We start from the raw sequence: 237 nt of genomic DNA on the forward strand, positions 1-237 counted from the left end.
GCCCGCGTTTCGCAGATCAAGGCGCAGATCGAGGAGACCACCTCGGACTATGACCGCGAGAAGCTCCAGGAGCGTCTGGCCAAGCTCGCCGGCGGCGTCGCGGTGATCCGCGTCGGCGGCGCGACCGAGGTCGAGGTCAAGGAGAAGAAGGACCGCGTCGACGACGCCCTGAACGCCACCCGCGCGGCCGTGGAAGAGGGCATCCTGCCGGGCGGCGGCGTCGCCCTGCTGCGCGCG

Annotated in this window: 1 protein-coding gene; it reads left to right on the forward strand. The window is 71.7% G+C overall.

The genetic code is table 11. The features are described 5' to 3' along the window. Window positions 1–237: TCP-1/cpn60 chaperonin family protein (locus tag AX750_RS03350; RefSeq protein ID WP_280939887.1), on the forward strand; the 237-nt coding region annotated here is incomplete at both ends.

Source organism: Methylobacterium sp. CCH7-A2 (genome assembly GCF_001557075.1).
Lineage (GTDB): Bacteria > Pseudomonadota > Alphaproteobacteria > Rhizobiales > Beijerinckiaceae > Allobosea > Allobosea massiliensis.